Here is a 23,567-nt window from a genome sequence, read left to right as displayed (position 1 = left end):
GAAAGGAGCGATCAAGTGGCAAATCCGGTAACTGAAATGTTGGGCATCAAATTTCCGGTTTTTCAAGGCGGGATGGGAAATATCAGTGATCCTGCCCTTGCTGCAAGTGTTTCCAACGCCGGCGGGCTGGGAACGATTGGCGCCGGGACGCTGCCCGTAGCGGAAATCGAAAAAAGAATGGATAAAATGCGCAGCCTGGCCGCTTCCCCCTGCTGCGTCAATATTGCCATTTCGGTTCATCCAAACGCGGACGAAGTCATCCGGTTAGCCATTGAAAAAAAGATTCCGGTTGTTTCCCTATCTGCCGGCAACCCTTCGAAATATATCCCGGTTCTGCATCAAAACGGCATAAAAGTGATTTGTGTCTCCTCCACTGTCCGCCAGGCGAAAAAAGCGGAAGCAGCGGGGGCTGATATCCTTGTATGCGAAGGATACGAAGCAGCAGGAATCAATGCTGCCAATGAAAGCACGACAATGGTGCTCGTTCCGCAGATTGTAAAAGCGGTCAACATTCCGGTTGTCGCAGCGGGAGGGATTGCGGACGGCAAAGGTTTGGCGGCGGCGCTTTCGCTCGGGGCATACGGCGTGCAAATGGGGACGAGATTCATCGCAACAAAAGAAGCGCAGTTTCACCCTGTATATAAGAAGGCTGTAATGGAAGCAACAGATGAAGCGACGATGATCATCGGCAGACGATACCAAATGGTGCGCAGAGTGTTCAAAAATGCGTACGCGGTCTATCTCCGCGAACTGGAAGAAAGCGGCGCGGATCCGGGCCGCTTTAAAGCGCTGACAAGCGAAGTCCATCATGAAAGGGGAGCGCTTCAAGGCGATATGGAGCACGGTTTTATAAACGGGGGCCAAATTGCCGGCCTTATTGAGGACTGCCCGTCTGTTGCCCAATTATTAGAAGAAATGGTAAAGGAAGCGCAGGCTGTGCTAACCAGGAGCATGGCACGGTTATAGTCCCGTATGAACGCTTTGTTCTAATTCCTCTCCTTGTGCGCTAAAATAATAAAAAAGCATTTTTCATCTTTCGCTTAAGCAGGGCATCCTGCCAACATTCCGTATCTTTTCTGACCAACAAACCGAAACGCCCGATGCGAATCCAAGGGTGGGTTTCCATGGAAATTGATGCGGTTTTTTCCGGTGGAGGCATAAAAGGCCTTGCGCTCATCGGGGCATTGGAAGTATTGGAAAAAAGGGGATTTACGTTTAAACGGCTGGCCGGCACAAGCGTCGGTTCCGTTTTTGCAGGGCTGTTGGCTGCAGGGTATACAAGCGGCGAAATGAAGCAAATGCTTGCGGAAACAGACACGGCCGCGTTCCTTGACGAGCGGAAAACGCTGCTGCCGGTGCCGTTTGCGAAATGGCTGCTGCTGTATTGGCGGCTCGGGCTGTACAGAGGCGCCGCGTTTGAGGAATGGATCGGGGAAAAACTCGCATCTAAAGGCGTGTACACGTTCAAAGATGTTCCAAAAGGCTCCCTTTATTTCACGGCATCCGATCTTACCCATAACCGGCTTGTTGTATTGCCAGATGACCTAGAGCGTTACGGGGTGCCATGGCAAACCTTTCCGGTGGCAAAGGCCATCCGGATGAGCGCGAGCATCCCGTATTTTTTCGAACCGGTACGGCTGCGCTCGCTGGAAGGCACGAGCCTTATTGCAGACGGTGGCGTTTTAAGCAATTTTCCGATGTGGCTGTTTGTCAAACCGGAAGAAAAAAAGGCGCGGCCGGTGCTCGGCATCACGCTTAGCCCAAAACAATCAGAAGAGCCAAATGCGGAGATAAAAAATGCGATCCAGCTGTTCGATGCCTTGTTCAAGACGATGAAAGACGCCCATGATGCCCGCTATATTTCAAGAAAACTGGAAAAGGACATTATTTTTATCGCTGCAGATGGCGTACCTGCCACAGATTTTCAGCTTTCCGCCGAACAAAAAGCAGCCTTAATCGAGGCGGGCCGGAAAAAAACAGAAACGTTTCTGAAAACGTGGTCCTATTAATTAAAAAAGAATCGAGCTTAGTAGACAGCTCGATTTTTCTTTTTGCCCTTTTTGCCTTCAATCACGGTTAACTGGACATTGGATTTTTTGCGCAGCGGCCGTTTTGAAAATTTAACCGTGTGGACAGTATGGACCTTCATATTCCGTTTTTTCATTCTTTTTCTGGATTTGCGGGCGGCTTTTAAAAATGCTTTTTGTTCCTGGTTGGAAACATTTGTGCTTCTCTTGAGTAAGAAACGCATGCCAGCCAAAAGCACTGCCGCAAAAATGAAGGCTATCAAAACCCTTTTTAAGAATACAACCGGCTCATGAAACAAAGAGGAACCCAGGCCAAGCAGGGCCAAAAGAAAAATGCCGGCGATGATCCATTGACGCGTCTTCAACAAAAGCCACCTCCTCATGTTTTCCTAACCATTTTTTCCATCATTCTATCAGTTTATACGGTTCCGGCCGTTTTTATTTTGAGGTTGGTACCCCGTCGCACAAACAAGCTTGTGATAGTAAATGTATTCCCATGCACTGGAAACTTCAAACGCCGTTTTTAACGGGCGGCAGAAGCCATATCACCCGATTCCAGTTCAAGCAGCGCCTGAAAGGAGGAAATCGCAACTTCAATTTGCTTGTCATCCGGCTCTTTTGTCGTTAACAGCTGAAGCCACAGGCCCGGATAGCCAAGATATTTCAGAACCGGAATATGGCGGACTTTATTGGTCAGCTGAAGAACTTCAAACGACGTGCCGAGCACGACCGGAATCAGCAAAATCCGGTCGATGATGCGAAGCCAGAGCGGATCTGTCGGGACAAGCGTATAAATCAGGACGCTCACAATCACGGTAAACAGAATAAAACTGCTGCCGCACCGGTAATGCAGCCTCGATTGCGAGCGGACGTTTTCAACGGTCAGGGCAAGCCCGTTTTCAAATGTATTGATGACTTTATGTTCAGCCCCGTGGTATTGGAATACCCGCTTGATAAACGGCGTTAAAGAAATCAAATAAATATACGAAAGCACGAGCAGCAGCTTAAACGCGCCTTCAATGAGAATTTGCGCGGTATCTCCGGAAAAAAACGGCCTTGTCAGTTCTGCCAGAAAAACGGGAATCAGCGTCATGAAAAATTTGGCAAACAAAAAGGACAAGACGCCGGCAGCAGCCACGCCGAGCACCACCGTTGTTTTTGCCGGGGCTGCTTCCTTCCTTTTTTCGTCTTCTTCCGGGTCAACATCATACCGCTCGCTTGCAAAATTCAAATGCTTTGCCCCGTTTGCGGATGATTCAATGATGGCAATGATCCCGCGCAAAAACGGGATTTTTTTTAATTTTTGAATGAACGGGCGCGTCTCTTTCGGCAGATAAAAGAAGTCGATCCGGTTGTTTTTGCGGCGGATGGCAGTGACCGAATGCCGCTTTCCGCCGAACATGACCCCTTCCACGACTGCCTGGCCGCCATAAGCTGGTTTTGTCAATTTCTTCTCCCCCAAACCTAAACTTCGAATGTTTCTTTCCCGTTTAAGACGGAATGGATTTCCGAAACGTTACTTACGCTTATTTTACTAAATCATTTTAAATACGACTAGGGGAAAGACTTATGGGAAAGATAAGAAAGAAAAGATGCGCGCCGTCCATGTGAAGGGGTGGAAAATATGGAAAATAACAGCAAAGCAATGAAAAACCAGGAGCATTCCATGACCTTTTTTCAAATGGTGCTTGTGACCGGATTTGCGGGCGGGATCATTTGGAGCCTGGTTGCCTATTTATGCTTTTCTTTTCATTTTACGGCGATTGAACCGAATGTCCTGCTTGAACCATTTACGGTAGGATCCTGGCGCAAAATGTGGATCGGAAAAACCATTTCCATACTGGTATACGGATTGTTCTCTACCGGCTGTGCCCTTGTCTATTATCTTTTCTTTAAAAAATTGAAATCGATGTGGGTGGGCGCGATCTACGGGCTTTGCCTGTGCGCGGTCGTCCTGATTGTGCTGAATCCGATTTTTCCCGGCATGAAGCCTTTTTTAAAACTCGATGCCAATACGATTATCACTTGCTGTTGCATTTACATTCTCTATGGGGTGTTTATCGGTTATTCGATTTCGTTTGAGTATGAAAGAAGCCGGGTTTTTAAGAGAAAACTGGAGAGACAGTCGAACCCGCTCCCGTAAATCGATCCGGGCGGGAGGAACGCCCAGGATTCAGGCAGATACATGCAGGCGGAAAGTAAAAAATAGAAATTTTCTTCAATTTATGGTAAAATGGGCACGTTAAATATGGGAAAAAGGTGCTTGAAATGAAAAAATACCTCGTATTAAACGGCCCGAATCTGAATTTGCTTGGGCAAAGGGAACCCGGCATTTACGGGAAAGATTCGATAAAAACCCTGATGGCACGCATGGAAGCGGCGGCCCGAGAGCACGGCGTTGCCATCGGTTTTTTCCAATCCAACCATGAAGGCGCCCTGATTGACAAGCTCCATGCTGCCGGGGATGAAGGCTTTGCCGGGATTATTTTCAATCCAGGCGCGTTCACGCATTACAGCTATGCTTTGCGGGACGCGATCAGTGCCATCCGCCTACCGGTGATTGAAGTACATATTTCGAACATCCATGCCCGCGAGGAATTCCGCCACCATTCTGTAACGGCGGCTGTTGCGCGCGGGCAAATTGCAGGCCTTGGGCTGTACGGCTATGAGCTTGCCCTCATGGCCTTGCTTGAGGCAGAAAAGGGAGAGGAAGAAAGATGTTAAAATTGGAGAAACTGAGAGAAGCATTTCCGCAGGCCGCTATTGACGGCTTGCTCATCACAAGCCCGTATAACCGCCGCTATATGTCCAATTTTACGGGAACGACCGGGATTGTCCTTATATCCGGGGAAGCGGCAAAATTTATTACGGATTTCCGTTATGTCGAGCAGGCATCAAAAGAGTGTGAAGGCTACGAAATCGTCCAGCATCAGGGACCGGTGGAACAGGAAGTGGCCAAACAGGTAGAAGCAATGGGGATCAAACGGCTCGGGTTTGAGCAGGACCATATGAGCTATGCGCTTTTTAAAACGTATGAAGGGCTGCTCGATGCAGAACTGGTTCCGGTTTCCGGGCTTGTTGAAAATTTGCGCTTGATCAAAACAGATGCGGAAATTAAGATATTAAAAGAAGCTGCGGATATTGCAGATGCTGCTTTTAAACATATCCTTGACTTCTTAAAACCGGGCGTCACGGAATTGGAAGTTTCCAATGAACTCGAATTTTTCATGAGGAAATGCGGCGCGACCGCTTCTTCATTTGATACCATCGTCGCATCCGGCCTCCGCTCTGCCATGCCGCACGGGGTGGCGACGGACAAAGTGATCGAAAAAGGCGATTTGGTCACGATGGATTACGGTGCGCTCTATAAAGGCTATTGTTCGGATATAACAAGGACGGTTGCCGTCGGGGAGCCTTCCGAGCAATTGAAGGAAATTTACAATATTGTGCTGGAATCGCAGCTGCTTGCCGTCGAAAACATTAAACCGGGCATGTCCGGTGTTGAAGCAGACGCCATTTCCCGCGATTATATTGCCCAGAAAGGTTATGGTGAAGCGTTCGGCCACTCCCTCGGGCACGGGATCGGCCTTGAAATCCACGAAGGCCCGAATCTTTCCATGCGCTCGGCTTATACTTTGGAACCGGGCATGGTTGTCACCATCGAACCGGGTATTTATGTGCCGGGTGTCGGCGGCGTCCGGATTGAAGACGATACGGTGATGACCGAAAATTCGAATGAATTGCTGACGCATTCCGCAAAAGAACTGATTATATTATAATAGTTACAGCCCTTAACAGGGGATCGAATGAACATGTAGGAGGAAAAATATGATTTCAGTAAACGATTTTCGCACCGGCTTAACGATTGAAGTGGATGGCGGCATCTGGCGCGTCCTCGATTTCCAGCATGTTAAACCGGGAAAGGGCGCCGCTTTTGTGCGCTCGAAGCTTCGCAATTTGCGTACCGGCGCCATCCAGGAAAAAACGTTCCGTGCCGGCGAAAAAGTCGAAAGGGCACAGATCGACAACCGGAGAATGCAGTATTTATATGCAAACGGCGACCAGCACGTATTTATGGATACGGAAACGTATGAACAAATCGAGCTGAGCAGCGCCCAAATTAAAGACGAGCTGCAATACTTGCTGGAAAACATGGAAGTGCAAATGATCATGTACCAAGGAGAAACGCTCGGCATTGAACTCCCGAATACGGTCACGCTGACAGTTACCCATACGGAACCGGGGGTAAAGGGCGATACGGCAACAGGCGGGTCCAAACCGGCCACGCTTGAAACCGGCCTGACGGTACAAGTGCCTTTCTTTGTAAATGAAGGCGATAAATTGATCATCAATACAACGGACGGTTCATACGTGTCCCGTGCCTGATTGCTTTGAAAAAAGCTTGGCGTCCCAAACGGCGTCAAGCTTTTTTGCTTTTCCGGCAAGATAGGAAAAAAATAAGTTTACATAATCATATTATAAACAACTTAAACTTTCAGAGCCTGCCACTGCTTCCTTGTCATAGTTTTCAAACCCGGCGAATAGATTGTACTATCCATGAACCAAACTGTATGTTTTGAAAGCAGGGATGAAGAATGGAAGATTTGCTGGGCATTTTGCCGAAATCCTTATCCAACCAGCTGGAAAAGTTGGGGGATATACTCGAAGATGTGGAAGAAATCCGCATCCGCGTAAACCGCCCGCTTGAAATTACTTCAAAAGGAATCCCGCATTTTTTGCGCTACATGCCAACGGAGAGCGATGCCGAGCAGCTGATCAGCCGGCTTGCGAATTTCTCCTTTTACGCCCTTGAAGAAGAGCTGAAAAAGGGATATGTCACGATCAGCGGCGGGCACCGTGTCGGATTCGCGGGGAAAGTCATTCTTGAAAATGGACAAGTAAAGGCGATCCGCTATTTTTCATCTTTTAATATCCGGATTGCCCGGGAAAAAATCGGGACTGCAGATCCTTATCTTTCTGCCCTTCACAACGGGCACTGGTTGTCCGCGATGATCATCGGGGCGCCCCAGACCGGGAAAACGACATTTTTAAGGGATATCGCACGGCTGATTTCAACCGGCATCCCGGAACGCGGCATTTCGCCCGCCAAAGTGGGAATTGTCGACGAACGGTCTGAAATTGCCGGCTGCGTCCACGGCATCCCGCAACTCCATTTCGGGCCAAGGGTCGATGTGCTGGATGCCTGCCCGAAAGCGGAAGGGATGATGATGCTGATCCGGTCGATGAGCCCGGATGTCATCATCGTGGATGAGATCGGCCGCGAAGAAGATGCGGCGGCAATTATGGAGGCGGTAAATGCGGGCATTTCGCTCGTCATGACAACGCACGGGGAAAACTTCCGGGATATAAATAAGCGCCCGATTTTAAAGAAAATCCTCGAATCGTATGCGTTTGACCGTTTTCTCGAACTGTCGCGGGGGAGCCGGCCGGGAAGGGTAACAGCAGTCCGGGATGCGGAAGGGAACATCATTCGTACCGGTGAAGGTGTTTCCCGTGCTTAAACTTTTTGGAGCAGCACTGATTGTGTTCGCCACCAGTTTCATCGGCTTTGAGGCAGCGAAACGGTTAAGCGAACGCCCCCGCCAGCTAAGAATTTTTCAAAGCGCGCTTCAAGCACTGGAGGTGGAAATCATGTACGGGCATACCCCGCTGCATGAAGCGGCAAGAAAACTGTCAGACCAGCTTCCGGATCCGGCTGCCGCCTTCTTCCGTTCCTTTGCCGGCCAGTTGACAACATTGGAAACAACGGTAAAAGAAGCATGGGAAAAAAGCCTTGACGGGATTTGGGAACTGACGGCCCTGAAAGAAAATGAGTATGAAGTATTGCGGCAACTCGGGGAAAACCTGGGCAAACATGACCGCTATACCGAGCAAAAGCAGCTGCTCCTGGCCCTTTCGCATTTGGAACGGGAAGAAAAAGAAGCGCACGAAAGGCAGCTCCGCTATGAAAAAATGGCAAAAAGCCTTGGCGTCCTCACGGGTTTACTGATCGCTATTTTACTGATCTGAGAGATGCACGGATCATATTGGGGGAAAAGCAATGGGCATTGATGTGGATATCATTTTTAAAATTGCCGGGGTCGGGATTGTCGTCGCATTTCTCCACACGATTCTTGACCAGGTTGGCAAAAAAGAATATGCGCAATGGGTTACGCTTCTCGGTTTTCTTTACATTTTGTTTTTAGTGGCATCCATCGTAGGGGATTTGTTTTCCAAAATCAAAACGGTCTTTCTTTTTCAGTAAGCCGGGAAAAAAGGGGGGATTTCCCATTGAAATTTTGCAAATTGCGGGTGTGGCGCTCATCACGACTTTCCTTGCGCTCATATTAAAAGAGCAGAAACCGAATTTTGCCTTTTTGCTGACGCTTTTTGCCGGCTGTTTTATCTTTCTATTTCTGGTGGACAAGATATATGAGATCATCCGCCTGCTGCAAAAAATTGCCCAAAAAGGGAATGTCGACACGATGTATATCGAAACGATCCTGAAAATTATCGGCGTCGCTTATATCGCCGATTTTGCATCCAATATTACAAAAGATGCCGGGCAGGGGGCACTTGCGGCAAAGGTGGAGCTGGCCGGCAAAATCATAATTTTAACAATGGCCATCCCCATTCTTACCGTGCTGATTGAAACGATTGTCAATCTCGTTCCGCGTGCAGGGAGTTGAGAATATGGGGCGCAAAAAAATGTGCATCGCGCTTTTCATTCTGTTTGCCTTCTGTTTCTTCGCACAGCCGGCATCCGCCGCTTCGGAAAATACGGACAAACAGGAGAACATTCCGGAAAAAATGGTCGATGAACAACTGAATCAATTGGACTTATCAGAACTGAAAAACTACTGGGATGAAATTGTCAGCAAATACGGCGGATACTTGCCGGAAAGCCAGAAAGGGAGCCTTATGGATTTTATGAAAGGCGAAAAGCATTTTTCTTTGCAAGCCTGGCTGAAAGGGCTGCTTTCGTATATTTTTCAGGAGCTGCTGATCAATGCAAAACTATTAGGCTCCCTCATCATTCTTACGATTCTGAGCATCCTGCTGGAAAACCTGCATCATTCGTTCCAGCAAGGGACGATCAGCAAAATTGCGTATGCGGTTGTTTTCATGGTGCTCGTCATTATTGCCCTGAACAGTTTTCATGTCGCCCTTCAATATGCGCTTGAGGCGATCCGGACAATGAAAGGTTTTATCCTGGCGCTGATGCCGCTCTTGCTGGCGCTGCTTTCCACATCGGGCGGCGCCGGATCGGCAGCCTTTTTTCACCCGGTCATTATTTTTCTCTCCGGCACAAGCGGCATGCTGGTCGAGATCATCGTGCTGCCGCTTCTGCTGCTTTCAACGCTCTTAGGCGTCGTCAGCACCCTCTCGGAACAGCACAAAGCAACACAGCTGGCCGGTCTGTTGCGCAATCTCGGGATCGGCATACTCGGCGCTTTTATGGCTGTGTTTTTAGGCGTCTTGTCCGTTCAGGGGACGGCAACGGCGGTGATGGATGGGCTTGCGGTCAGGACCGCAAAATTTGTGACCGGCAATTTTGTCCCGGTTGTCGGGCGGATGCTGACGGATGCCGCCGATACGGTGATCAGCGCTTCCGTCCTTTTGAAAAATACGCTCGGCATTGCAGGTGTCGCCATTGTGCTGCTCATTGCGGCGTTTCCGGCTATCAAAATTTTCGCCATGTCGTTCATGTTCAAGCTCGCTTCCGCCCTTTTGCAGCCGCTCGGCGGGGGGCCGGTCATCAGCTGTCTTGATATCATCAGCAAAAACATGCTGTACGTATTTGCCGCCCTCGCGATTGTGACCATCATGTTTTTTCTCAGCATTACGATCATCGTTACGGCGGGCAATCTTACGATGATGATGCGTTAAGGGGGGAGACCTGTGGACGTTTTGACAAAATGGGTGCTGAATATCATCATTTTTATCCTTTTGGCGACCATAACGGACATGCTTCTGCCTGACTCCGGGATGCGGAAATATACAAAGCTTGTGACCGGGCTTTTGCTCATTGCCATCATCGTCACACCCGTATTCCGGCTCTTTTCCACAGATCCTGCCATATGGATAGAAAAATTCGGGGATTCCAGTACTTCAAGCCCGTCTGCGGAAGAAAATGCGCTTGAAACGAAGAAAAAAGAAATAAATGACATGCAGCAGGAATATACATTACAACAAATGGCTGTCCAACTGAAGCAGGATGTGGAAGGGGAGGTAGAGGAAGCGTTTGGAAAATCGATTTCAAAAATCACGGTCGAGTGGAAAGACGGGGCCAAAAGCGGGGATCTTACCGCTTTAAAAGCGTCAAACGTAAAAAAAATCCACGTCTATCTGGAAGCGCAAAACGAAAAAGAGACTGTTGCTGCCATTAAACCGGTTGAAATCGGGACGGATAAACAAACAGAAAAACAAAGCACACGGGAGCAGCAATCGATCATTGCCATGTTGTCAAATCGCTGGAAAATCAATAAAGAAAAAATTGATCTCCGTTTCGAAGGGGGGCTTGAAAACGAAAATGGATCGTAACCAGGGACCGTTCAAAAAACTGAAAGAAAAATGGCTGCCATCCGGCCCGCCGGATAAAAAGAAAAAGCTTGTGTTGTTAACCGTACTATTGATCTCCGGTCTCGGGATGATGTTTATCAACGACCTTTTCGGGACTTCAAGCGAAAAAAACGAAGCGCTGACTGCATCTTCACCCGTAAAAACGGCAGGCGGAAAAGGGACAGCCGCATTCGGTGCAGGCACTTCCAAAAAATCAAAATCGATCTCCACGTACGAAAACCAATATGAGAAAGAACTGAAAAGCATTCTGGAACAAATCAAGGGCGTCGGTTCCGTAAACGTCCAAGTGAATGTGGCCACATCAGAAAGCAAAGTGTACGAAAAAAACGCCACCATCCGGAATGAAACGACAACCGAAACAGATAAAAACGGCGGGGAACGGAAAATTGACAGCATTTCAAAAGATGATAAAGTCGTCATCGTCCAAAACGGGGACAAGGAAGTGCCGCTTGTAACGGAAACCAGGAAGCCGGAGATCACAGGGGTGTTAGTCGTTTGCGAGGGTGGCGGCGACGTCTCCATCCAAAAATCGGTAAAAGAAGCTGTTGCAAGCGCCCTTGATATCGCAAGTTACCGTGTTTCCGTCATGCCAAAAAAAGAATGAGGAGGAATGGGTATGCTTTTGAAAAAACAAACGGTCTGGCTGTTGACCATGTTAAGCCTTGTTGTGGTTTTGTCCGTGTACTATGTGACGGCGGAACCAAAAACGACGAATCAGGTTACCCGGCAAGAAAAAGAAAAGGAATCTGCGGCAACGAAGGAAAAGGCTTCCGGTTCGCAAAAAATCAAATTGACAACAAAGTCTGCCAGTGATGAAGTGTTTGAGACGCTCCGCCTTGAGCGGCAGGATGAAATGAGCAAAAAGCAGGAAGAACTGACCAATAAACTCGCATCGACCGACCTGACGCCGGATGAAAAAAGCAAGGCAATGGATGAAATGAAAAAATTAACGGAGACGGCGAATAAAGAACAGGTTTTAGAAAGCCTGATCAAAGCAAAAGGATATGAGGATGCGCTCGTTCAGGCAGACGGCGATGAAGTGGTCGTGACCGTCAAATCGAAAAAGCACGATAAAGCGGCTGCAAATGAAATCGTCAAGCTTGTGAACCAGGAATTGGGCAATACGCCAAAACTGGCCGTGGAATTCCAGACAAATTAAGGAAAGCCAGAATAGGGGGCGGTTACAGCCCTTTTTTCTGTGCGGAAAACAAGGGAGATTGCTTTTTTGCCGGGCTTTTTTTCTATATTTAAAAAATGATTGAAAAATGATTGAAAAATAGATTTGCGCGTGATTTTAAATTTCCGTAAAACGCTTCCTCCTTTTTGCGCCAAGCGGGGAAGGGCATTTTTGCAATGTGCCGGGAATCCGTTTTTTATACAAATGATTGAATTTTCGCCTCCGGTTATCGTATGATATGGATAGTTATTTATTCATAAATTGTTAACAATTTTAGAAGCTGAAAAAACGAAGGAGTGTCATATATGCTGAAAGTAGAGGAAATCCAGGCTTTGATCGAGCTTGTGGACCGTTCAAACCTCGATGAATTTGAATTTGAAAACGACGGGACCGTCATCAAAATGAAGAAAAACACCGGCGTCCAAGTCATTGAACGCCCGGTGCGTGAAGTGGCTCAGGTTTCCGCACCCCCGCAAATGCCTGCGCAGCCCCGCCAGCTTGCAGAAAACCCGCAGCCTGAAGCTCCGGCGCAAGCAGCCGACGAAAATCTGCATAAAATCGTGTCGCCGATGGTTGGCACCTTTTACCAGGCGGGTTCCCCGGAAGAAGAACCGTATGTGCAAATCGGCTCCAAAGTCAGCCCGAATACGGTTGTATGCATGATTGAAGCGATGAAGCTGTTTAACGAAATCGAAGCGGAAGTGGAAGGGGAAATTGTAGATATCCTCGTCAAAGACGGCCAGCTTGTTGAATTCGGCCAGCCATTATTTTTGGTAAAGACAAAGTAAGGAGCGGACTTTCATGATTAAAAAAGTTTTGATTGCAAACCGCGGCGAAATTGCGGTTCGGATTATCCGTGCCTGCCGCGACCTCGGGATTGAAGCCGTGGCCGTTTATTCGGAAGCGGACAAAGATGCACTGCATGTCCAGCTTGCGGATGAAGCGTACTGCATCGGCCCGAAAGCATCGAAAGACAGTTATTTAAATTTTGCCAACATCATCAGCGCAGCAACTTTAACAGGCTGTGACGCGATCCATCCCGGTTACGGATTTCTTGCTGAAAATGCCGATTTTGCCGAGCTTTGCCGAGAATGCAATATTGAGTTTATCGGGCCAAGCCCGGAAGCCATTGCGAAAATGGGCGCAAAAGATGTGGCGCGCGAAACGATGAAAAAAGCGGGCGTGCCGATTGTCCCGGGTTCGGACGGGCTTGTAAAAGACGCAGAAGAAGCAAAAGTCGTCGCAAAAAAAATCGGCTATCCGGTGATTATTAAGGCAACGGCCGGCGGCGGTGGCAAAGGGATCCGCGTAGCTTTGAATGAAGAAGAGCTTGTAAAAGGCATCCACATCACCCAGCAGGAAGCCGCGACTGCTTTCGGCAACCCGGGTGTTTATCTTGAAAAATACATTGAAGACTTCCGCCATGTTGAAATCCAGGTCATGGCTGATAAATTCGGCAATGTGATCCACCTGGGCGAACGGGATTGCACCATCCAGCGGCGGCTGCAAAAACTGCTTGAAGAATCCCCGTCCCCGGCACTATCGAGCGAAATGCGCGAAGAAATGGGGCAGGCTGCCGTGAAAGCGGCAAAAGCGGTTGACTATACGGGGGCCGGCACCATCGAGTTTATTTTTGACCACCGCAACCAGAAGTTTTACTTTATGGAAATGAATACCCGCATCCAGGTGGAACACCCGGTTACAGAAATGGTCACTGGCGTGGATCTTGTCAAAGAACAGATCCTTGTGGCATCCGGGGAACCGTTATCCTTAAAGCAGGATGAAGTCACATGGAACGGCTGGGCAATTGAATGCCGGATCAATGCCGAAAATCCGGAAAAGAATTTTATGCCGTCTGCGGGCAAAATTAACTTTTACCTGCCGCCGGGCGGGATCGGCATCCGCGTGGAATCGGCCGTATATCCGGGTTACAGCATTCCGCCGTATTATGATTCCATGATTGCCAAGCTCATTGCCTACGGAGCGACGCGCGATGAGGCGATTGCTCGCATGAGACGCGCGCTCAGCGAATATGCCGTGGAAGGCGTCCACACGACGATTCCGTTCCATCAGCGCCTCCTCGAACATGAAGTTTTTGTCGAAGGGGATTTCAACACGAAATTCCTTGAAAAATATGATGTAATGAAATAACGTGTAATTATAGGAGGTGTTGAAGATGGCAGAAGACAACCAAATGTTGGAAATGCATCATGATGAAGACGGCTTGGGAAAAGTGGAAATTGCTCCTGAAGTGATTGAAGTGATTGCGGGCATTGCCGCTTCCGAAGTCGAAGGGGTTGCCCAAATGCGTGGCAATTTCGCAAGCGGCGTCGTGGAGCGCCTTGGCAGGAAAAACCACGGGAAAGGCGTAAAAGTGGAACTGAGTGATGATGGCATTAAAGTCGATGTCTATTGCACCATGAATTTTGGCGTTTCCATTCCGGCAGTTGCCCAGGAAGTCCAGGATAATATCCGCCAGGCTTTGCTCAATATGACTGCCCTGGAAGCGTCGGAAGTGAATATTCATATTGTCGGCATTCAATTTGATACGCAGAAAGCGGAGCCTGAATTTCAGGCGGAAGAGTAAGAGAAAAAGGGTCCGGGCAAAGCGTCCTGGCCTTTTTTTGGTCCCACCTTTCTGTTACAATAAAAGCATGCGAATTTGAGCTTTTTAAAGGAGTTACTGCCGAATGATGAAAAGAAGAACCGCCCGCGAAAAAGCGCTTCAGGCTTTATTCCAGATGGATATGAATGAAGCGAGCCCGGAAGATGCGATCCGGAATGCGCTGGACGGGCAGGAAAGTGATGATTATCTTGAGAAATTGGTAAACGGAACGGCAACACATCTCGCGGAAATCGACGCCATGATCAGCCAGCATCTTGAAAATTGGACGCTTGACAGGCTTGCAAAAGTGGAACTCAATATTTTGCGCCTTGCCGCTTACGAACTGATGTACGCAGAGGATGTGCCCGCCAATGTGGCGATCAACGAAGCACTCGAGATTGCCAAACGGTTTGCAGATGAAAAATCTGCCAAATTTATTAATGGCGTTTTGAATCAAATGAAAGACTCGATTGAATCTAAATAACGGGGGATGGATAATGGGAGCGGAAATCATTGACGGAAAACAACTGGCCGAAGCACTCAGAAAAGAGATAAAGGCGGAAGCGGAGCAGTTAACGCAACAGGGGATTATCCCGGGGCTTGCTGTCATATTAGTCGGAAACGATCCGGCTTCACGTACATACGTCAAAAACAAAGAAAAAGCGTGCCGCGCGCTCGGAATGAAATCCGTTTTAATCGAGCTTCCCGAAGACGTGTCGGAACAGGCACTGCTCGGACATATCGCAACCTTAAATGAAGATCCTGACATTCACGGGATTCTCGTCCAGCTTCCTTTGCCGCCGCATATCAATGCGCAAAAAATCGTGGAAGCGATCAGCCCGGAGAAAGATGTGGACGGTTTCCATCCGATAAATATCGGGAGGATGATGACGGGCCAGGATACCTTTTTACCCTGCACCCCCCACGGAATTTTAAAAATGGTGAAGTCAAAGGGCATCCGGATCGAAGGGAAGCATGTTGTCGTAATCGGCCGCAGCAATATTGTCGGCAAACCATGCGGCCAGCTGTTCCTCAATGAAAATGCGACCGTCACATACTGCCATTCGAAAACGGCCGATTTAAAATCTTTCACCCGCCAGGCGGATATTTTGGTCAGTGCTGTCGGCAAAGCAAAATTCATCAAAGCGGATTTTGTCAAAGCGGGTGCTGCCGTCATTGATGTCGGGATGAACCGTGACGCGTCCGGGAAGCTGTGCGGGGATGTTGACTTTGATGAAGTAAAGGAGAAAGCTTCCTATATTACCCCTGTCCCGGGCGGCGTAGGGCCAATGACGATTACCATGCTGCTTTCCAATACAGTAAAAGCCGCAAAACGCTTGTACCGTTAAACAGGCTGCCCTGCCGTCACGGCATTTTTCCGGAAAACCGCTTATCGTCCGGAAGTGTGCCGGGAGACATTTGTGCTGGGAGCGGGCGGCATTAAAAGAAAGCTGACTTCCGGCGGGAAGGCAGCTTTCTTCATGCATGAGAAAGGTGGTGGAAAGCGATGCAATATTTATCCGTACACACGCTGACAAAATATATCAAACGGAAATTTGACGCGGACCCTTATTTAAACGATATCCATGTAAAAGGGGAAATTTCCAATTTCAAACGGCATTCAAGCGGCCATATGTACTTTACATTAAAAGATGAAAAAGCGAGACTGCTTTCGGTCATGTTTGCTTCTGCAAACCGGACGTTGAAGTTTATGCCGGAAAACGGTATGAAAGTGCTCGTTACGGGTTCCGTATCTGTTTATGAAGCAGGCGGCAGTTACCAGCTGTATGTGAAAAGCATGCAGCCTGACGGAATCGGCGCACTTTATCTTGCTTTTGAACAGCTAAAAGAAAAACTGGAGAAAGAGGGCCTGTTTCAAAACCGCCGGCCCATCCCGGCTTATCCGAAAGTGATCGGGGTGATCACATCGCCGACAGGGGCTGCTGTCCGCGATATCATCACCACCATCAGGAGAAGATATCCGGTTGCTGAAATCATTTTACATCCGGCCCTTGTCCAAGGGGAAAATGCAGCCCCTTCGATTGTAAAGGCAATTGAACAGGCAAACCGGATCGGCAAAGCGGATGTGCTGATCGTCGGAAGGGGCGGCGGTTCCATCGAAGAGCTGTGGGCTTTTAATGAAGAAATAACGGCCCGGGCGATCTTTGCGTCAAATATTCCGGTGATTTCTGCTGTCGGCCATGAGACGGATTTTACGATCGCCGATTTTGCGGCAGACTTACGGGCACCGACGCCGACTGCTGCAGCTGAACTTGCTGTTCCCCATATTGATGACGTACGGGAAAAAATCTTGCATTTAAAGACGCGGCTTATACGAAACATGCGGGAGAAAGTACGCTATGAAAAAAGCCGGCTTGCTTACCTTGAACGGTCGCCCGTTTTGACAAATCCTTACCGGCTCATCCGCCAGCAAATCGAGCAGGCTGATCGCCTTACAGATCGCCTGCACAGGGAAGCGGGGCGCTTAATCGGTACAGCGGAGGAACAAACCCGCAATCTGCACGGCCGGCTTTTGCGCAACCGTCCTGAACAGAAACTGCTGCAGGCGCGGCGGAATTTCACGAGCCTTGAAGCAAACCTCGTGAAGCAAATGCAAGCGGTCTTGCGGGAGAAGCAGCATCGTTTTGCCAAAAATATTTCCGCCCTTGAAGCGCTGAGCCCGTTGAAAGTAATGGAAAGGGGCTACAGTCTGGCTATGGCGGAAGACGGAACGATCCTGAAAAAAACAAGCCAGGCCAAAACGGGTGAAACGATCCGGGTCCGGTTGACGGACGGCGGCCTTTTGTGCACGGTAGATAAAATTGAAAGGGGGAAAAAAGATGGCCGATTCATTAACTTTTGAAGAAGCGATGGTGCAACTGGAAGACATTGTGCGGAAACTGGAAGAAGGGGATGTGCCCCTCGAAGAAGCCATTTCCATTTACAAACAGGGAATGGAGCTGTCCAAATTACTCCACGGAAAACTGAAAAATGTAGAGGAACAGCTGGCAAAAATCATGTCGGAGGATGGCGAAGAGCAGGATTTTGAGATCCGGGAGGAGGAATAACCGTGCAGAAGCCTGCGTATGATGTGAAAGAAATTGAAAAACACCTGGCACAATATATCGCGGATCTTCGTGCGCCTGCTGTATTAAAAGACGCGATGCATTATTCCCTCCAGGCCGGGGGGAAAAGGATCCGCCCCCTTCTTTTGTTGTCAACCGTATCCGCGCTCGGTAAACCGGCTGGTCGGGGCATGCAGACCGCGTGTGCAGTCGAGATGCTCCACACTTATTCTCTGATCCATGATGACCTCCCGGCAATGGACGATGATGATTTGCGGAGAGGAAAGCCGACCAACCATAAAGTATTTGGCGAAGCGGTGGCGATTCTTGCCGGCGACGGCCTTTTGACGCACAGTTTCGGACTGATTGCCGAAGATCCGGGGTTGGATGACGCTTTGAAGGTAAAACTGATTGCGCTCCTTGCAAAATCTGCGGGTCCGGAAGGCATGGTCGCCGGGCAGGTGGCGGATATGGAAGGCGAAAATAAAACACTGACCCTCGAGGAACTACAATATATCCATGCCCACAAAACCGGCAAACTGCTTCGTTTCAGCGTGCTTGCCGGCGCGATGATTGGCGGCGCGTCAACAGAGCAGCTGGAAAAATTCGGGCAATTTGCCGATCATCTCGGCCTCGCTTTTCAAATCCGGGATGACATATTGGATATCGAGGGGGAACAGGAAAAAATCGGCAAGCGGGTCGGCAGCGATGAATCCCGCCATAAAAGTACATATCCGGCTCTTTTAACGCTTGAGGGTGCCAAACAAGAACTCAGGCGCCATACTCGCCTTGCAAAGCAGTGCCTCGCTGAAACCGGCGCTGAAACCGGCGCCTTAATGGAACTGACGGGGATGATCGAAACGCGGGACCATTAACGGCCGTTCATTTGGCGCAAACCGAACGGCCGGAACAGCAAAACCGGCGGCGTTTGTTTAAATGAGGTATTTCTTGTCTAAACGCGTTGATTGTTTATAATAGATGTAAGTGATGCCGTATATTGATGAGGAAAGCGAGTGATCCGCATTGGATCTTGAATCGATCAAGGACCCGTCCTTTTTGAAACAAATGGACATCCCCGCTTTGAAACAACTGAGCGCGGAAATCCGCCGCTTTTTGATTGAAACATTGTCGAAGACCGGCGGGCATATCGGGCCGAATCTTGGTGTCGTGGAATTGACGCTTGCCCTGCATAAATGCTTTGACAGCCCGAATGATAAAATTCTTTGGGACGTGGGACACCAGTCATATGTGCATAAAATTTTAACCGGCCGGGCTGGAGAGTTCGGCTCACTGCGCCAATACCACGGGCTTTCAGGGTTTCCGAAACGGAATGAAAGCATTCATGATGTCTGGGAAACCGGGCACAGTTCCACTTCCTTGTCCGCCGCGATGGGCATGGCGGTCGCCCGCGATTTAAAAGGAGAAAAATCGTATATTGTCCCGGTGATCGGAGACGGCGCGCTGACCGGCGGCATGGCATTTGAAGCGCTCAACCATATCGGCCATGAAAAACGGGATATCATCGTTGTGCTGAATGACAATGAGATGTCGATTGCCCCGAACGTCGGCGCGCTTCACCAGGTGCTCGGCAAACTGCGAACGGCGAATAAATACCGGCGCGCAAAAGATGAACTGGAATTCCTGCTGAAAAAAATTCCGGCTGTCGGCGGAAAGCTTGCGGCCACTGCAGAACGGCTGAAAGACTCATTGAAATATTTGCTTGTCTCCGGGATTTTTTTTGAAGAACTCGGTTTCACTTATTTAGGCCCTGTTGACGGCCATCATTTTGATGCATTGCTCGAAAATATTCAGTATGCCAAAAAGACGAAAGGCCCGGTTCTTTTGCATGTCGTTACCAAAAAAGGAAAAGGATATGAACCGGCCGAAAACGATACGAAAGGCGCCTGGCACGGCACCGGGCAGTATAAAATTGAAACCGGCGATTTTATCAAACCGGCGGATGCCCCTCCTGCCTGGAGCAAACTTGTTAGCGATACCGTCCTCAGCCTTGCAAAGGAAGATGCGCGCATTGTCGCGATTACGCCGGCAATGACAGTTGGTTCGAAGCTGGAACGGTTCCAGCAGGAGCTTCCGGAAAGGGTATATGATGTCGGGATTGCCGAGCAGCATGCCGCCACTTTTGCTGCAGGGCTTGCCACCCAGGGCATGAAACCGTTTTTGGCCATTTATTCGACATTCCTGCAGCGGGCGTATGACCAGGTTGTCCACGACATTTGCCGGCAAAACTTAAATGTTTTCATCGGGATCGACAGGGCGGGCCTTGTCGGCGCGGACGGCGAAACCCATCAGGGCGTATTTGATATTGCTTTTTTACGCAGCCTGCCCAATATGGTGTTAATGATGCCAAAAGACGAAAATGAAGGCCAGCATATGGTATACACGGCTTTAAAATATGACGGCGGGCCGATCGCGATGCGGTTTCCGCGCGGCAATGGCCTCGGCGTAGCGCTTGATGAAGAATTAAAAGAAATCCCGCTTGGCACCTGGGAAGTCTTGAAAGAAGGAAATGACGTGTGCATCCTTACCTTTGGGACGACGATTCCGATGGCCATGGAAGCAGCGAAATTTTTGCAAAAGCAAGGGATATCGGTTAAAGTGGTCAATGCGCGCTTTATCAAACCGCTTGATGAAGCAATGCTCGAAGCCGTTTTCCGCACCGGAATGCCGGTATTAACCGTGGAAGAGGCCGTGCTTGCAGGCGGGTTTGGCAGCGCAGTGTTGGAATTTGCGGGTGATCGTGGCTTCTCTGATCGGATCATTCGCCGTATTGGCATTCCCGACCGCTTTGTCGAGCACGGCAGCGTAAAAGAATTATGGCAGGAAATCGGGCTGACAAAGGACCGGCTGATCCGGGAAGTCCGGCAGATATTGCCTCAAAAACAGCAAAGAAAGGCTTCATTTTAAATGAAAAAAGAACGGGTGGACGTTCTCCTCGTAGAACGCGGATTAATCGAAACAAGAGAAAAAGCAAAAAGGGCGGTCATGGCGGGGCTTGTCTTTTCAAATGAGACCCGCCTTGATAAACCGGGTGAAAAAATTGCTGCTGATGCCCCGCTCATCGTAAAAGGGGATCCCCTTCCGTACGTTTCCCGGGGCGGACTGAAACTGGAAAAAGCGTTGAAAGTATTTGGACTTAATGTAAAAGACAAAATTGTTCTCGATATTGGCGCTTCGACCGGTGGATTTACCGACTGTGCCCTCCAGCACGGTGCCAAAATGTCTTATGCCCTCGATGTCGGTTATAACCAGCTTGCATGGAAGCTGCGCCAGGACGAGCGGGTTGTTGTTATGGAAAGGACAAATTTCCGCTATGTTACCCCGCAGGATTTCACAAAGGGCATTCCGGAATTTGCCTCGATTGACGTGTCCTTTATTTCCCTGTCCTTGATCCTCCCGGTATTAAAAACGCTCCTTGCACCTTTAAGCGATGTGGTCGCCCTGATTAAGCCGCAGTTTGAAGCGGGGCGCGAGCAGGTGGGCAAAAAGGGGATTGTAAAAGATAAAAATGTCCATCGCGAAGTGATCGAAAAAATCATCCAGCTTGCCTTGCGTGAAAACTTTTCGGTGGAAAACCTCTCCTTCTCGCCGATTACAGGCGGGGAAGGAAATATTGAATTTTTAATCCACCTCGTAAAGCCCGCCAGCGAAACAGAAGGCGGCGCCAACCGGTTGCGCGTAACCGTAAATGACGTGGTGGAAGAAGCCCATGCCACGCTCAGGAAGGGATAGACAAAGATTTGGCAGCCTATTGGATAACCGGTAGGCTGCTTTGTATAAGGGCGTTTCGCACCCGAAAAAAAGCCCGTTTACGGAAAAAAGCTGCTTGTACATTTGCCCGTAAATGCGCTAACATACAAGTAGATGCATATTTACAAAAGAGCATCCTTGAGGTGAGGATATGAATAAAGGACAGCGCTTGATCAAAATCAGGGAAATGATTACCAATTATGATATCGAAACACAGGACGAGCTTGTCGAGCATTTGCGCAATGCCGGCTTTAATGTGACGCAGGCCACCATTTCAAGGGATATAAAAGAACTTCATCTTGTCAAAGTGCCGCTCAATAACGGCAGGTACAAATACAGCTTGCCTGCCGACCAGCGCTTCAACCCGATGCAGAAACTGAAACGGGCGCTGACAGATGCATTTGTCAGCATTGATACAGCCGGGCACCTGATCGTATTGAAAACATTGCCCGGTAACGCGCATGCAATCGGCGCTTTGATTGATATTTTGGATTGGGAAGAAATTATCGGCTCCTTGTGCGGAGATGATACATGCCTGATCATTTGCAAAAACCAGGATGAGACCGAAACGGTTTCGCAACGGTTTTTGGACTTGCTGTAGAAAGTGGTGATGTTTGATTGCTGCAGGAATTATCGATTAAAAATTTTGCCATTATTGATGCATTAACGCTTTCATTTGAAGCCGGGCTGACCGTCCTGACAGGGGAGACCGGTGCCGGCAAATCGATTATTATCGATGCCATCCAGCTTCTAACAGGCGGGAGAGGGTCATCGGAGTTCGTCCGGCACGGGGAAAACCGTGCTGAGATTGAGGGCTTATTTCTGGTCGAGGACGGTCATCCGTGCATGGATCGCGCCCGCGAATTCGGCATTGAGATTGAGGAAGGCATGGTCATTTTGCGGCGCGATATATCGAAAACAGGGAAAAGCGTTTGCCGCATCAACGGAAAACTTGTGACGATTTCGGTGCTGCGCGAAATCGGGTCGACTTTAATTGATATCCACAGCCAGCACGAAACGCAGGAACTGCTGAACGAAACGTACCATCTGCCACTGCTTGACCAGTACGGGCAAAGTGAGATTGAAACGGCTCTCCTTGATTACGAAAAATTGTATAAAAAATACGAAGCCGTTTACGGGCGGTTAAAAAGAATGAATGAAAACGACCAGCAGCTCGCCCAGCGCCTTGACCTCATCCAATTCCAGCATGAGGAAATCCAAAACGCCGGACTGAGGCTGCATGAAGACGAGGAATTAGCGGAAGAAAAACGAAAACTCGTCAATTTTGAACGGCTGTTTGAATCATTGAATACGGGGTATGAAGCGCTTGCCGGGGAACAGCATGGCCTCGACTGGCTCAGCCTTGCCATGAGCCATCTTGAAACCGCGGCTGAAGTGGATGGCGAGCTCTCTGACATTTTGGAATCCGTCCAAAGTTGTTTTTATACGCTCGAAGACATGTCCCGCTCAATCCGTTCCCGGCTTGACGGACTTGAATTTGACCCGGAACGGCTTAACGTAATTGAAGCGCGGCTGAATGAGATCAACCAGTTAAAACGAAAATATGGTAGCTCGATCGAAGAAATTCTGGAATACGGGTCCAAAATTGAAGAAGAAATCGAATCGATCGTAAACCGTGACCATCATGTGGAGCTTCTAGAAAAAGAACTGCAAACGGTAAAACGCGATCTGTATTTGGAAGCCAAGCAGCTCAGCGATTTACGCAAAAAATGGGCGGAAAAGCTGACTAAAAATATCCATTCCGAATTAAAGCAGCTGTATATGGATAAAACAAAGTTTGAAGTCCGTTTTCTTGCCGCTGCTGATGATTATTATGAGGCGGATGACATTCCGTTCCGGCGCGACGGGCTCGACCAGGTTGAATTTTACATTTCCACCAATCCGGGCGAACCGCTAAAACCGCTCGCAAAAACCGCTTCGGGCGGAGAATTGTCGCGGATTATGCTGGCATTAAAAACGATATTTTCCCGGCACCAGGGGATCACTTCCGTCATTTTCGACGAAGTGGATACCGGCGTAAGCGGCCGCGTTGCGCAGGCGATTGCGGAGAAAATTTACCGCATTTCGGTCCATTCGCAAGTCCTCTGCATTACCCATCTGCCGCAGGTTGCCGCCATGGCGGATACACATCTGTTGATCATGAAAGAGACTGAAAAGGAGAGAACGCGGACAAAAGTCAAGCCTTTAGGTCAGGAAGAAAAAATTAAAGAAATCGGCCGTATGATTTCAGGCGTTGAAATGACAGAGTTGACAAGACAGCATGCGAAAGAGCTGCTCGAACTGGCCGAAGCGATAAAATAAGGGTCCGGTCCGCCTATTTG

The 23,567-nt window shown here is 49.0% G+C and carries 28 protein-coding genes; 26 read left to right on the top strand and 2 right to left on the bottom strand.

Features of this window, described 5'->3' with window-relative positions; genetic code table 11:
• The first annotated feature begins 15 nt into the window (after positions 1–15).
• On the top strand, positions 16–966 hold the full coding sequence (locus OF158_RS09865) for an NAD(P)H-dependent flavin oxidoreductase (RefSeq protein WP_017550520.1): 951 nt from the start codon (positions 16–18) through the stop codon (positions 964–966).
• 158 nt (positions 967–1,124) lie between these two features.
• A complete protein-coding gene (locus OF158_RS09860; protein WP_017550518.1) occupies positions 1,125–2,009 on the top strand; it encodes a patatin-like phospholipase family protein in 885 nt (294 codons plus the stop codon).
• Between the two features lie 17 nt (positions 2,010–2,026).
• Here OF158_RS09860 and OF158_RS09855 read toward each other — a convergent pair whose 3' ends face one another.
• On the bottom strand, positions 2,027–2,392 hold the full coding sequence (locus tag OF158_RS09855) for an SA1362 family protein (protein WP_014098047.1): 366 nt from the start codon (positions 2,390–2,392) through the stop codon (positions 2,027–2,029).
• A 158-nt stretch (positions 2,393–2,550) separates the two neighbouring features.
• On the bottom strand, positions 2,551–3,474 hold the full coding sequence (locus OF158_RS09850; RefSeq protein WP_017550516.1) for a DUF1385 domain-containing protein: 924 nt from the start codon (positions 3,472–3,474) through the stop codon (positions 2,551–2,553).
• 177 nt (positions 3,475–3,651) lie between these two features.
• On the opposite strand from OF158_RS09850, the gene OF158_RS09845 reads away from it, so the two are divergent.
• The 24 genes from OF158_RS09845 (at position 3,652) to recN (ending at position 23,547) form a co-directional block, all read left to right on the top strand.
• On the top strand, positions 3,652–4,170 hold the full coding sequence (locus OF158_RS09845; protein ID WP_035184604.1) for a YqhR family membrane protein: 519 nt from the start codon (positions 3,652–3,654) through the stop codon (positions 4,168–4,170).
• Between the two features lie 125 nt (positions 4,171–4,295).
• Positions 4,296–4,751: a type II 3-dehydroquinate dehydratase gene (aroQ, locus tag OF158_RS09840; RefSeq protein WP_017550514.1), complete on the top strand. Its 456-nt coding sequence runs from the start codon at positions 4,296–4,298 to the stop codon at positions 4,749–4,751.
• Positions 4,745–5,806, top strand: a complete 1,062-nt coding sequence (locus OF158_RS09835; protein WP_017550513.1) for a M24 family metallopeptidase — start codon at positions 4,745–4,747, stop codon at positions 5,804–5,806. Before aroQ ends, OF158_RS09835 begins: the two co-directional genes overlap by 7 nt.
• A gap of 49 nt (positions 5,807–5,855) precedes the next feature.
• The gene (gene efp, locus OF158_RS09830; RefSeq protein WP_017550512.1) at positions 5,856–6,413 is read left to right on the top strand and encodes an elongation factor P; all 558 of its coding nucleotides are present in this window, start codon (positions 5,856–5,858) and stop codon (positions 6,411–6,413) included.
• 209 nt (positions 6,414–6,622) lie between these two features.
• Positions 6,623–7,549 (top strand): stage III sporulation protein AA, encoded by a 927-nt coding sequence (gene spoIIIAA / locus OF158_RS09825; RefSeq protein ID WP_017550511.1) that lies wholly within the window; start codon positions 6,623–6,625, stop codon positions 7,547–7,549.
• Positions 7,542–8,057, top strand: coding sequence for a stage III sporulation protein SpoIIIAB (spoIIIAB, locus tag OF158_RS09820; protein ID WP_014098054.1), 516 nt, complete (start codon positions 7,542–7,544; stop codon positions 8,055–8,057). Before spoIIIAA ends, spoIIIAB begins: the two co-directional genes overlap by 8 nt.
• A 31-nt stretch (positions 8,058–8,088) precedes the next feature.
• A complete protein-coding gene (spoIIIAC, locus tag OF158_RS09815; protein WP_013859618.1) occupies positions 8,089–8,292 on the top strand; it encodes a stage III sporulation protein AC in 204 nt (67 codons plus the stop codon).
• A 34-nt stretch (positions 8,293–8,326) separates the two neighbouring features.
• Positions 8,327–8,716 carry a stage III sporulation protein AD gene (gene spoIIIAD / locus OF158_RS09810; protein ID WP_014098055.1) on the top strand — a complete coding sequence of 130 codons (390 nt, stop codon included), beginning with the start codon at positions 8,327–8,329 and terminating at the stop codon, positions 8,714–8,716.
• A 4-nt stretch (positions 8,717–8,720) separates the two neighbouring features.
• A complete protein-coding gene (spoIIIAE, locus tag OF158_RS09805; protein WP_014098056.1) occupies positions 8,721–9,917 on the top strand; it encodes a stage III sporulation protein AE in 1,197 nt (398 codons plus the stop codon).
• A gap of 12 nt (positions 9,918–9,929) precedes the next feature.
• Positions 9,930–10,571, top strand: coding sequence for a stage III sporulation protein AF (spoIIIAF, locus tag OF158_RS09800; RefSeq protein ID WP_014098057.1), 642 nt, complete (start codon positions 9,930–9,932; stop codon positions 10,569–10,571).
• On the top strand, positions 10,561–11,214 hold the full coding sequence (gene spoIIIAG / locus OF158_RS09795; RefSeq protein WP_014098058.1) for a stage III sporulation protein AG: 654 nt from the start codon (positions 10,561–10,563) through the stop codon (positions 11,212–11,214). Before spoIIIAF ends, spoIIIAG begins: the two co-directional genes overlap by 11 nt.
• Positions 11,215–11,226: 12 nt before the next feature.
• Positions 11,227–11,769, top strand: a complete 543-nt coding sequence (locus OF158_RS09790) for a SpoIIIAH-like family protein (protein WP_013859613.1) — start codon at positions 11,227–11,229, stop codon at positions 11,767–11,769.
• Between the two features lie 323 nt (positions 11,770–12,092).
• A complete protein-coding gene (gene accB, locus OF158_RS09785) occupies positions 12,093–12,575 on the top strand; it encodes an acetyl-CoA carboxylase biotin carboxyl carrier protein (RefSeq protein WP_014098059.1) in 483 nt (160 codons plus the stop codon).
• A 13-nt stretch (positions 12,576–12,588) separates the two neighbouring features.
• Positions 12,589–13,938, top strand: coding sequence for an acetyl-CoA carboxylase biotin carboxylase subunit (accC, locus tag OF158_RS09780; RefSeq protein ID WP_014098060.1), 1,350 nt, complete (start codon positions 12,589–12,591; stop codon positions 13,936–13,938).
• A 25-nt stretch (positions 13,939–13,963) separates the two neighbouring features.
• Positions 13,964–14,374, top strand: a complete 411-nt coding sequence (locus tag OF158_RS09775) for an Asp23/Gls24 family envelope stress response protein (RefSeq protein ID WP_014098061.1) — start codon at positions 13,964–13,966, stop codon at positions 14,372–14,374.
• A gap of 106 nt (positions 14,375–14,480) precedes the next feature.
• Entirely contained in the window at positions 14,481–14,876 is a 396-nt protein-coding gene (gene nusB / locus OF158_RS09770; RefSeq protein ID WP_026104520.1) for a transcription antitermination factor NusB, read from the top strand.
• A 13-nt stretch (positions 14,877–14,889) separates the two neighbouring features.
• Positions 14,890–15,741 (top strand): bifunctional methylenetetrahydrofolate dehydrogenase/methenyltetrahydrofolate cyclohydrolase FolD, encoded by an 852-nt coding sequence (gene folD, locus OF158_RS09765; protein WP_014098063.1) that lies wholly within the window; start codon positions 14,890–14,892, stop codon positions 15,739–15,741.
• A gap of 158 nt (positions 15,742–15,899) precedes the next feature.
• Complete coding sequence (xseA, locus tag OF158_RS09760) at positions 15,900–17,255, top strand: exodeoxyribonuclease VII large subunit (protein WP_017550508.1); 1,356 nt, start codon at positions 15,900–15,902, stop codon at positions 17,253–17,255.
• Complete coding sequence (locus tag OF158_RS09755) at positions 17,233–17,460, top strand: exodeoxyribonuclease VII small subunit (RefSeq protein ID WP_013859605.1); 228 nt, start codon at positions 17,233–17,235, stop codon at positions 17,458–17,460. Before xseA ends, OF158_RS09755 begins: the two co-directional genes overlap by 23 nt.
• A gap of 2 nt (positions 17,461–17,462) precedes the next feature.
• Positions 17,463–18,332: a polyprenyl synthetase family protein gene (locus OF158_RS09750; protein ID WP_017550507.1), complete on the top strand. Its 870-nt coding sequence runs from the start codon at positions 17,463–17,465 to the stop codon at positions 18,330–18,332.
• Positions 18,333–18,480: 148 nt separating this feature from the next.
• Positions 18,481–20,382 carry a 1-deoxy-D-xylulose-5-phosphate synthase gene (gene dxs / locus OF158_RS09745; RefSeq protein WP_014098066.1) on the top strand — a complete coding sequence of 634 codons (1,902 nt, stop codon included), beginning with the start codon at positions 18,481–18,483 and terminating at the stop codon, positions 20,380–20,382.
• A complete protein-coding gene (locus tag OF158_RS09740) occupies positions 20,383–21,207 on the top strand; it encodes a TlyA family RNA methyltransferase (protein ID WP_014098067.1) in 825 nt (274 codons plus the stop codon).
• 169 nt (positions 21,208–21,376) lie between these two features.
• Positions 21,377–21,826, top strand: coding sequence for a transcriptional regulator AhrC/ArgR (argR, locus tag OF158_RS09735; protein WP_014098068.1), 450 nt, complete (start codon positions 21,377–21,379; stop codon positions 21,824–21,826).
• A 17-nt stretch (positions 21,827–21,843) separates the two neighbouring features.
• Positions 21,844–23,547 (top strand): DNA repair protein RecN, encoded by a 1,704-nt coding sequence (recN, locus tag OF158_RS09730; protein WP_014098069.1) that lies wholly within the window; start codon positions 21,844–21,846, stop codon positions 23,545–23,547.
• Positions 23,548–23,567 lie beyond the last annotated feature (20 nt).

This window comes from Weizmannia sp. WK01 (assembly GCF_025905465.1).
In the GTDB taxonomy this organism is placed as follows: Bacteria; Bacillota; Bacilli; order Bacillales; family Bacillaceae_C; genus Weizmannia; species Weizmannia faecalis.
The sequence above is the reverse complement of the archived record's forward strand: the minus strand, read 5'-3'. Positions and strand labels throughout refer to the sequence as shown.